1 protein-coding gene is annotated in these 725 nt (G+C 57.4%); it reads left to right on the top strand.

Going from position 1 to position 725, the window contains the following annotated elements; genetic code table 11:
• Nucleotides 1-725, top strand: a 725-nt coding sequence (locus RMSM_RS34085) for a Gfo/Idh/MocA family protein (protein WP_008708441.1), incomplete at both ends; no start/stop codon positions are given.

Raw genomic sequence — 725 nt, 5'->3', positions numbered from 1 at the left:
CGACGGGATTGTGATTGGAACGACCGACCACCATCATGCTCCGGCGTCACTGCGTGCCATTAATGCGGGACTTCACTGCTACTGTGAAAAACCGTTGACGCACACCATTCACGAAGCACGAGTGATCGCCGAAGCAGCCAAAGCCAAAGGCGTGGCAACGCAGATGGGAACGCAAATCCATGCTGAGCCCAATTATCGCCGCGTTGTGGAAATCGTCCAAGCCGGTGTGCTCGGTGACATCAAAGAGGTTCATGTTTGGGTCGGCAAAGGATGGGGTGGTGGTGAACGTCCCGAAGTAGGACAAGAGCCTCCTGCGAATCTAGACTGGGATCTCTGGCTCGGCGGCGCGCCGGAGCGTCCCTATGCGGCCGGTCGTTACCACCCAGCGCAGTGGCGTCGTTGGTGGGACTTTGGGCAAGGAACGCTCGGTGACATGGGGTGTCACTACATGGACTTGCCATTCTGGGCACTGAACCTGCGTCATCCGACGTCGTGTGAAGCCGAAGGGCCTGAGGTTCATCCGGAAACCTGCCCGCTGGGGTTGAAAGTCAAATACAAGTTCCCTGCCCGCGGTGACATGCCCGGCGTTGACTTGACTTGGTACGACGGCAATCTAACTCCGAAGCAAGTCGCTGGTGAACGTGTTCCCGGCAGTGGAGTGATGTTCGTTGGCAGCAACGGTCACATGTACGCCAACTACTCGAACTACAAGTTGTTCCCACAAG

This window comes from Rhodopirellula maiorica SM1, assembly GCF_000346295.1.
GTDB lineage: Bacteria > Planctomycetota > Planctomycetia > Pirellulales > Pirellulaceae > Novipirellula > Novipirellula maiorica.
This window is presented reverse-complemented; position numbering and strand designations above follow the sequence as displayed.